Annotated in this window: 7 protein-coding genes and 1 pseudogene; 4 read left to right on the top strand and 4 right to left on the bottom strand. The window is 42.0% G+C overall.

Going from position 1 to position 7442, the window contains the following annotated elements; translation table 11 throughout:
• Positions 1 to 125: 125 nt before the first annotated feature.
• From AB4371_RS22255 to AB4371_RS22245, 3 genes are all read right to left on the bottom strand, one after another.
• On the bottom strand, positions 126 to 578 hold the full coding sequence (locus tag AB4371_RS22255) for a hypothetical protein (protein ID WP_017068798.1): 453 nt from the start codon (positions 576 to 578) through the stop codon (positions 126 to 128).
• A 306-nt stretch (positions 579 to 884) separates the two neighbouring features.
• The gene (locus AB4371_RS22250) at positions 885 to 1259 is read right to left on the bottom strand and encodes a hypothetical protein (RefSeq protein ID WP_017068797.1); all 375 of its coding nucleotides are present in this window, start codon (positions 1257 to 1259) and stop codon (positions 885 to 887) included.
• 248 nt (positions 1260 to 1507) lie between these two features.
• Entirely contained in the window at positions 1508 to 3355 is a 1848-nt protein-coding gene (locus AB4371_RS22245; RefSeq protein WP_372150677.1) for a M3 family metallopeptidase, read from the bottom strand.
• Between the two features lie 97 nt (positions 3356 to 3452).
• On the opposite strand from AB4371_RS22245, the pseudogene AB4371_RS22240 reads away from it, so the two are divergent.
• From AB4371_RS22240 to dbpA, 4 genes and pseudogenes are all read left to right on the top strand, one after another.
• Positions 3453 to 3566: pseudogene (locus AB4371_RS22240) on the top strand (phosphate ABC transporter substrate-binding protein); the annotation flags it as partial.
• A 210-nt stretch (positions 3567 to 3776) separates the two neighbouring features.
• The gene (locus AB4371_RS22235) at positions 3777 to 4364 is read left to right on the top strand and encodes a hypothetical protein (protein ID WP_372082810.1); all 588 of its coding nucleotides are present in this window, start codon (positions 3777 to 3779) and stop codon (positions 4362 to 4364) included.
• Positions 4365 to 4581: 217 nt separating this feature from the next.
• Positions 4582 to 5490, top strand: coding sequence for an aldo/keto reductase family oxidoreductase (locus AB4371_RS22230; RefSeq protein WP_372150676.1), 909 nt, complete (start codon positions 4582 to 4584; stop codon positions 5488 to 5490).
• A 148-nt stretch (positions 5491 to 5638) separates the two neighbouring features.
• Positions 5639 to 7018, top strand: a complete 1380-nt coding sequence (dbpA, locus tag AB4371_RS22225) for an ATP-dependent RNA helicase DbpA (RefSeq protein ID WP_017064348.1) — start codon at positions 5639 to 5641, stop codon at positions 7016 to 7018.
• 140 nt (positions 7019 to 7158) lie between these two features.
• On the opposite strand, the gene AB4371_RS22220 is transcribed toward dbpA, so the two are convergent.
• On the bottom strand, positions 7159 to 7332 hold the full coding sequence (locus tag AB4371_RS22220; protein ID WP_372150675.1) for an RNA helicase: 174 nt from the start codon (positions 7330 to 7332) through the stop codon (positions 7159 to 7161).
• Positions 7333 to 7442 lie beyond the last annotated feature (110 nt).

The following is a 7442-nucleotide window of genomic DNA, read 5'->3' as shown; positions in this document are numbered from 1 at the left end:
AGGTCGCACGGACAGAAATGAGTTTCAAGAAATCAAATATTAGCAAGTAATGAATAACGATAGGTATGGAAAATCGTTTAATTTAGTATCCAGTCGTGTTGGGAAGAACAACATGTACTATAGTATCAACTATGACTATTTAGTGGTGGAACTTCACCAAATTGAGTAATGTAAGATGTAAGAAACTTTTCTTCTAAACTCCTTGGTTCATTAGAAATGAAGAAAGAGATGATTAGATCTTCCTTTGGGTAAACCACATTCCAAGCTTTATTACTATTGTACCGCACAGCACAATCATGCTTTTTTTGTTTGTATTTCCCATCAAATGCCCTTGCTAAATCGCCTGTTCGATGAGTAAATTCTTTGGCCATACCAATATAAAGAATCCCTGTTGAATCATTGCCTAAACATCTAGGAATTACGGAGGGTGTTGAACCGTTTTGCTTAAAGCTACGTAAAATATATACTCCGCCATTGTTATTAAAGTACTTTTCGTCTACTAGGTTGTAAAACTGTTCACTCGGCAATGTGAGTGTTGACAATCTTTCTTTGAAATTTTCATTATCAAAATTTATCATAGTTATTCCTCTAGTACGTGTAACACTAACGGCAGGCGAAAATAGCGTGGCTTTGTAACAAAAAGCGTGACAGTTTTGACTTTATGGTTGCCTATGCTTGTTAAATATTTCGCATGCCATAGTGAGACTATCTATGCAGTTAGGGGATAATCTGAGCATTATTTACAGGGGTATCATCACAGTCATTTTCCAGCATTAGATTCTTGCGCATCTATGTAAGCGACCTGTGGGTTCATGAAGCGTATACACTCAAATTAGTAATATTAAGCCTTACAAAATATCAACAAATGCTAGTTGTTTATTTCTTCAAAAAACAACTACGTAGAACTCAAAATCATCCGTCATATCAAATGAAAACATGACAGTCGAAAAAACGTCATCTTCTAGGATTTTAGGCATGAAAGTGTCTGCCCAATCACTAAAATCATCCAACGTATCTAATGGCATTTTATATGAAACAACCCCTTCATATGCAGATGTTGATATAAATGACAGAAGACTAACCACTGAATAAAATACTTTGTAGTCCTTTCCTGCGCTTAAAGTACAGCGCACATCTTCAACATCTACTCCTAACCATTCATCGCACATAAAAAAGTTTATGATTTTTTGTTGGATTAACACAGGAAGTGTTTTGAAAATGGCCACGCCTGATAACGTTGATTCAATTTCTTCTTCCATAATTCCATCGGGTTATAAGCATACAATTACGTGATTATTACTCAAATCTCATACAAAATGTGTGATCTTGTTCATACTAGGCTGTGTAGCGTCAGGCAATCATTCAATTTGCATAAATCCTATTAGAAATATTTAGGGTAATACTCAATAACTACGAAGTACATCATCTCGTCCAAAACTCACTTTGGGGCAAAAATGAGTTATGTCACTACTCATTTTTGCCTTTTTCATTAGCATTAAAACTCAATCTATCGACCGTATTGCTCAATAATAAAGTGCTCAAAATCATCACACATTTGGTCATTCGACTTTGCATTATTCGCTAATTCAGTTGCTCCATCAACGATCGATACCTTCGCATTCAAATCCGCGACTGGTGCACGTTCTCTTGTCGACAGCTGTTTGATTTTTTGCTCCTCAATCGCCCAAGCCTCCTCTGGCGATAAGTTACACTCGTCAGCGAGATATTTGGCATTAAAACCTTCCCCAGTCAGGCTTTCGATTGTACCGTTATGGTTCACGCTATTGCCTTTATGCCAATAGTGTTTCGCCAACAAAGGCCCGATCTCTGGGTTATCTGTTAAGTAACCAAACTTGTCGGTGAAATAAGCTCGTGTTTGATACACCGCCATATGAGCCAATAGATAACCTTGGTATGAGCAAGATGCTTCATCAGACAATAAGTGAGGGATCGCCATCAGTGGACGAGGGCTGCAAGACAATCCAAGAATTGCCTTTTCACTGCTACGAGCAAGTGCCGCGATTTTTTCAGGCGTGAGGTCTTCATCAGCTAATTCGTACAGGGCTCGCTCGAAATATGGAACCACAAGAATGCTGCGTTCTTGGTAAGCTCGGAAGGGCTGTTTATTGTCGATGATGGCTTTAATTAGATCATCTGGCACAGGTTGCCCGTCCGCATTTAGAGCGTACTGTTTTAGCCAGTCAGCGTCATTTAACAAGCTGTCGCAGAACATGGATTGTGTTTCAGCATAAGCCATCGAAGTCGGCGCAAACTCTTGAGAGAAACAAGGGGCGTTCATTTTTACATTAGCAAAATGCGCCGCGTGACCACCTTCGTGAAATAGTGTGTTAATCCCATCATAGCCACTGCCTATTTGATCGGGCTTAGCGTTGCTAGTGAAATTAACTTGGGCCGCAACCCAAGCATCTTGGTCATAGAAAGAAGGGATAGGGCCATGGCAGAAGCCATTAGGGTATTTTCCTTTGCGATCAAGTAAATCGAGTTTCAATGTCGCTTGAGAGTATTCAATGTTGAGGCGACCAAAAGATTCAATCCAGCGTCGAAGTGACTTTGAGAACGGAACATAAGGATCAAGATCATTCATAACGTCACCTGCAAAAGAGTAGGTAAAGTTATGGGCTTGAAGTGCATTCTCGCCTTTTTGTTCTGCCAAATTGGCTAGGCTTTGCTGATGGCCATCACGCGTGCGTGCTTCGAAGTCATCCAGAATCGTAAACAGTTGTTCTGTCGTCATCTGTTCGGTTTTTACCACCGAGTAATCAAAGAAGGTTTTAAACCCCAGTGATTGAGCAAATTGGTTACGTTTTTTGATCAGCTCAATAAAGCCGTTAACCAGCAGCCATTGCTCTAAATCTAATAATGCTTGATGTGCAGAAAGCCTAACTTGTTCATTACCATTACTTCTAACGGCTGAACCTAAAACGGGCAGCGATCCTTCTGTTTCATCACCTGTTTCATTTACGTAAGTCATTACATGATTCTGTTTTTTCTCAAACAGTTCAGCCTCAAACTTTATGAGATCGGATTTAAGCTTCTGTGACTGCTCAGACTCAATAGTGTGAGATCTAAAGGTCGCCAACCAACCATTCAAGCCTGTCAGCGTACTCTCTTTTTCGAGAGGATCTTGAATTTCATCAATAGCAGCGAGTTGCGTTTCGATAGCAGTAATCTGTTCGGCAGAGCTTAGAAATTCCGTCCACTGAGTCTGTGCGAGTGTCGAACCATCGTGGTCGTCACTGATACCCATATATGTATCCCAAAAGAAGTCTTCTTTCGCTTTATGAGTCGCAAGATACTTTTGATTCAATTGGTTGAGATAGTTCGTTGCAGTCATGACATTCCTTGAAATTTAACCAGTAATTTCAACATTATGACACATTCATTGAATGTATTTTGTGATGTTAAGTATAACGGCATAGAAGTTACCTTTTCATCAAGTCGTTTTGAACCAATACGGCTTCATCAGCTTGCCGCCAGAAGCTATTCAACGTAACAAAGTCAGATTGTCGCTTGAAGAGCCTGCTATTGAAGGTGGCTACAAGTAATGGGTATGTCATGTTGTAACTGTTGTGGGAGAGTGATATTCTCTCTTTCGTAATGGTTCTCAACGTGACGGATTACGTTATTCGGTGATGAAATTATCTAGCGGGCATGTATGCCCGTTTTTTTTCGCCTAAAATTTGCGACTCGAGCAGTTGTTTGTCGTTTGGTCACGTATAATGGACACTTCATATAGCGCTAAATAAGCCCAGTCGATGAAAATCTTTCAAGTTCTAATCTTGCCTCTAATGCTGTCCCTCAATGCTATTTCATTTTCAGCGCAAGCAACCGAAAGCTGGTGGCTAAGAACAGTATTTAACAGCAGCCCAAGTCTGCCGAATTCTCAAAACTATATTAATGATATCGAGTTGATGGATTGTGGTGAGATCGAAGGTACTTTGTTGTGCAGTGACTTAACCCAATATTACGACCTGGATGTGTATGTTGAACTGGAGTTGGGGGACTCAAGTGTCGAAACGGTTCTCTTAAACCTGCCATATTCGGACCTAAGTTACACAAAGCTTCAGGCATACCTTCGCCAAGATGGCTTTGCTCTCAGTTCAATTCGTATTGGTGAAGATGAATTCGATGTTACAGCTCAACTCGAACAAGCTCGAAATGAAGGTGTTGGTTTCGATAAGGTGGATAAACAGCTGGTCGAATTCATCAACGCGCCTCACGGTTCAGCAGAGCAACTGAGTGTGTGGAATGTGCCTAGCTTATCTTCTTCTAGCTCTACTTCTCCTTGGATTCAGTTACAGAGTGATGGTGACAACTTAACGGTTGAACTTAATCGTTTTTAATTGCTCAAATTTATAGATAGTTTCGTTATTTATTAGGCTAAACAAGCCTTTCAGGAGAACGGCTCGCGGGCAGACAGCAAGTTATAATTCATTTAAGTGTTCGTTTTTCTGCGGCTCTCACATTTTTAATAAGCGTTTAGCTTTGCCATTTGTTATACGTTGAGCCTTCGGTAAAACGAGATTAGGATACGTTCAGTATTGATAAAGGAGACAACCCATGGTTGCAAGAGTAACGATAGCGCCACAAGGCCCAGAACTTTCTGAGCTGGTGCAAGGATACTGGCGTACAGCAGAGTGGGGCATGACCCCGCAACAACGCCTGACTTTCCTGAAGCAACATATTGATCTTGGCATCACAACTGTTGATCACGCGGATATTTACGGTAACTACCAATGTGAAAAGTTGTTTGGTGAGGCGTTAGCGCTTGAACCAAGCCTTCGTGATGATATTCAAATCGTCACCAAGTGCGATATCAACCTATGTGGTGACCACACTCCAGATCGTAAGATCAATCACTATGACACCAGCGCGCAGCATATTTACCAATCAGTAAATAACTCATTAGAGCACTTAGGTGTTAACGATATCGATGTATTGTTGATTCACCGCCCTGACGTGTTAATGGATGCCGATGAAGTAGCAGAAGCGTTCGCAGAGCTACACAAAGTAGGTAAAGTTAAGCACTTCGGTGTTTCTAACTTTTCACCGCGTCAGTTCGAACTGCTTCAATCTCGACTCGGTAAGCCGTTAGTGACCAACCAAGTTGAAATCAACCCATTGAACTTCGAAGTGGCTCATGATGGCACGCTAGATCAACTGCAGATGAACCGCATTCACCCGATGGCGTGGTCTTGTCTCGGTGGTGGTAGCATCTTCAGTGGTGATTCAGCGCAAGCGGTTCGCGTTCGTGATGAGCTAGAGGCGATTCGTCAAGAAGTCGGTGCAGACAGCATTGATCAAGTGATTTACGCTTGGGTTCGTCGTTTACCATCTAGTCCAATTGCAATTATTGGTTCTGGTAAGATTGAGCGTGTGAAGACGGCCGTTGATGCACTGAAAATCGAGCTGACGCGCGAACAGTGGTATCGCGTATGGGTGGCATCTAAAGGTCACGGTGTGCCATAGAAAGCAATTCGTATAGAAGTCAAAGCCAGCTAAGTAAGCTGGCTTTTTTGTGTTCGCCTAACATGTTTCTCCAAAACTGTGATTAAGGTGGAATAATTTTCAAAAACACTCATAATGCACTCTGTTTTTCACCAGTTGGATATTTCCATTGAGCACTTCAAAATTCTCTTCAATCGCCCTTAAACCAGAGCTTCTAAATACGTTAGATTCTCTTGGTTATACTGAAATGACGCCGATCCAAGCGTTAAGTCTTCCTACTATCCTAAATGGCAAGGACGTTATCGGTCAGGGTAAAACGGGTTCAGGTAAAACAGCTGCTTTCGGTTTAGGCGTGCTGCAGAACCTACGCGTTAAGCGTTTCCGTGTTCAGTCTTTAGTGTTATGTCCGACTCGTGAGCTTGCAGACCAAGTAGCAAAAGAGATTCGTACTCTTGCTCGTGGTATTCACAACATTAAAGTGCTGACACTATGTGGCGGTATGCCAATGGGCCCACAGATTGGTTCACTAGAGCATGGCGCACACATTCTTGTGGGCACACCTGGTCGTATTCTTGATCACCTAGAGAAAGGCCGCATTGACCTGTCTGAGCTGAACACACTTGTGTTAGATGAAGCGGATCGCATGCTAGAGATGGGTTTCCAAGACGCTTTGGATGCTGTGATTGAAGCGGCGCCAAAAGAACGCCAAACTCTGCTATTCAGTGCGACTTTCCCTAAACAGATCAAATCTGTTGCAGACCGCATTATGCGCAATCCAGAAATGGTGAAGGTTGAATCAACACACGATCACTCAAGCATCCAACAACACTTCTACAAGTTAGAAGGTTCTGAAGCTCGTGATGACGCTCTAGAGTTGCTGTTACTTCATCACCAACCGGAGTCTGCGGTTGTGTTCTGTAACACTAAGAAAGAAGTGCAGAACGTAAACGATGAGCTAAGCCACCGCGGTTTCAGTGTTATCGAACTTCATGGTGACATGGAACAGCGTGAACGTGACCAAGCTTTGGTTCAGTTCTCAAACAAAACCATCTCGATTCTAGTGGCGACAGACGTTGCGGCTCGCGGTCTTGATGTTGATAACCTAGATGCTGTGTTCAACTTTGAATTGTCTCGCGACCCTGAAGTTCACGTACACCGTATTGGTCGTACTGGCCGTGCAGGAAGCAAAGGCGTAGCGATCAGCTTCTTTAGCGAAAAAGAGATGTACCGTGTTGCTCAAATTGATGAGTACATGGACATGCCAATCGAGCCATCTGAACTGCCAGCAAAACCAATTGCTAAGCCGTACTACTCAAACATGGTTACCATCCAAATTGATGGCGGTAAGAAAGCTAAGCTTCGTGCTGGTGATATTCTTGGCGCACTGACGGGCCAAGGCGGCATTGATGGTAAATCAGTAGGTAAGATCAATCTGTTTGCAATGCGTGCTTACGTAGCGGTAGAAAGATCTGTGGCTAAAAAAGCACTGAACAAAATCGAATCAGGTAAAATGAAGGGTCGTCAATTCCGCGCCCGAATCCTGAAGTAATTCGAGACTGAATCCCTTTGCTGCGATATGTCTAATTAACGACATTGCTAATTAATGGCATTGCAGTAAAGGGTGTTCCACAAAATGCCACTTAAGTTTCTTATCTTAGGTTTATCGACCTAGTCCTCTATACCAAAGCATTATTCATCGGGTCTTATCGAATAAAGATCGTTGATATGTTTTCCTTCGCTAAGATACCAAGTCATCGCTTCCTGTCGATTGTCAACCAATATCGTGATTGTGGTTATTGAACCATCATCAAAATAACAAAGCTCATATTCTAAATCGCTTGTATGATCAGGAATAGCGGCCATAGCTTCCCTCCCAAATATCAATCATTTTAAATACGTCAACCCAACTCATTTATAGGGTTCGTATCACGTCAAATGAGTAATAAAATCAAGTCATACCAATTAAAGTAAAA

This window comes from Vibrio sp. 10N.261.51.A3 (genome assembly GCF_041471965.1).
GTDB lineage: Bacteria > Pseudomonadota > Gammaproteobacteria > Enterobacterales > Vibrionaceae > Vibrio > Vibrio crassostreae_C.
This window is presented reverse-complemented; position numbering and strand designations above follow the sequence as displayed.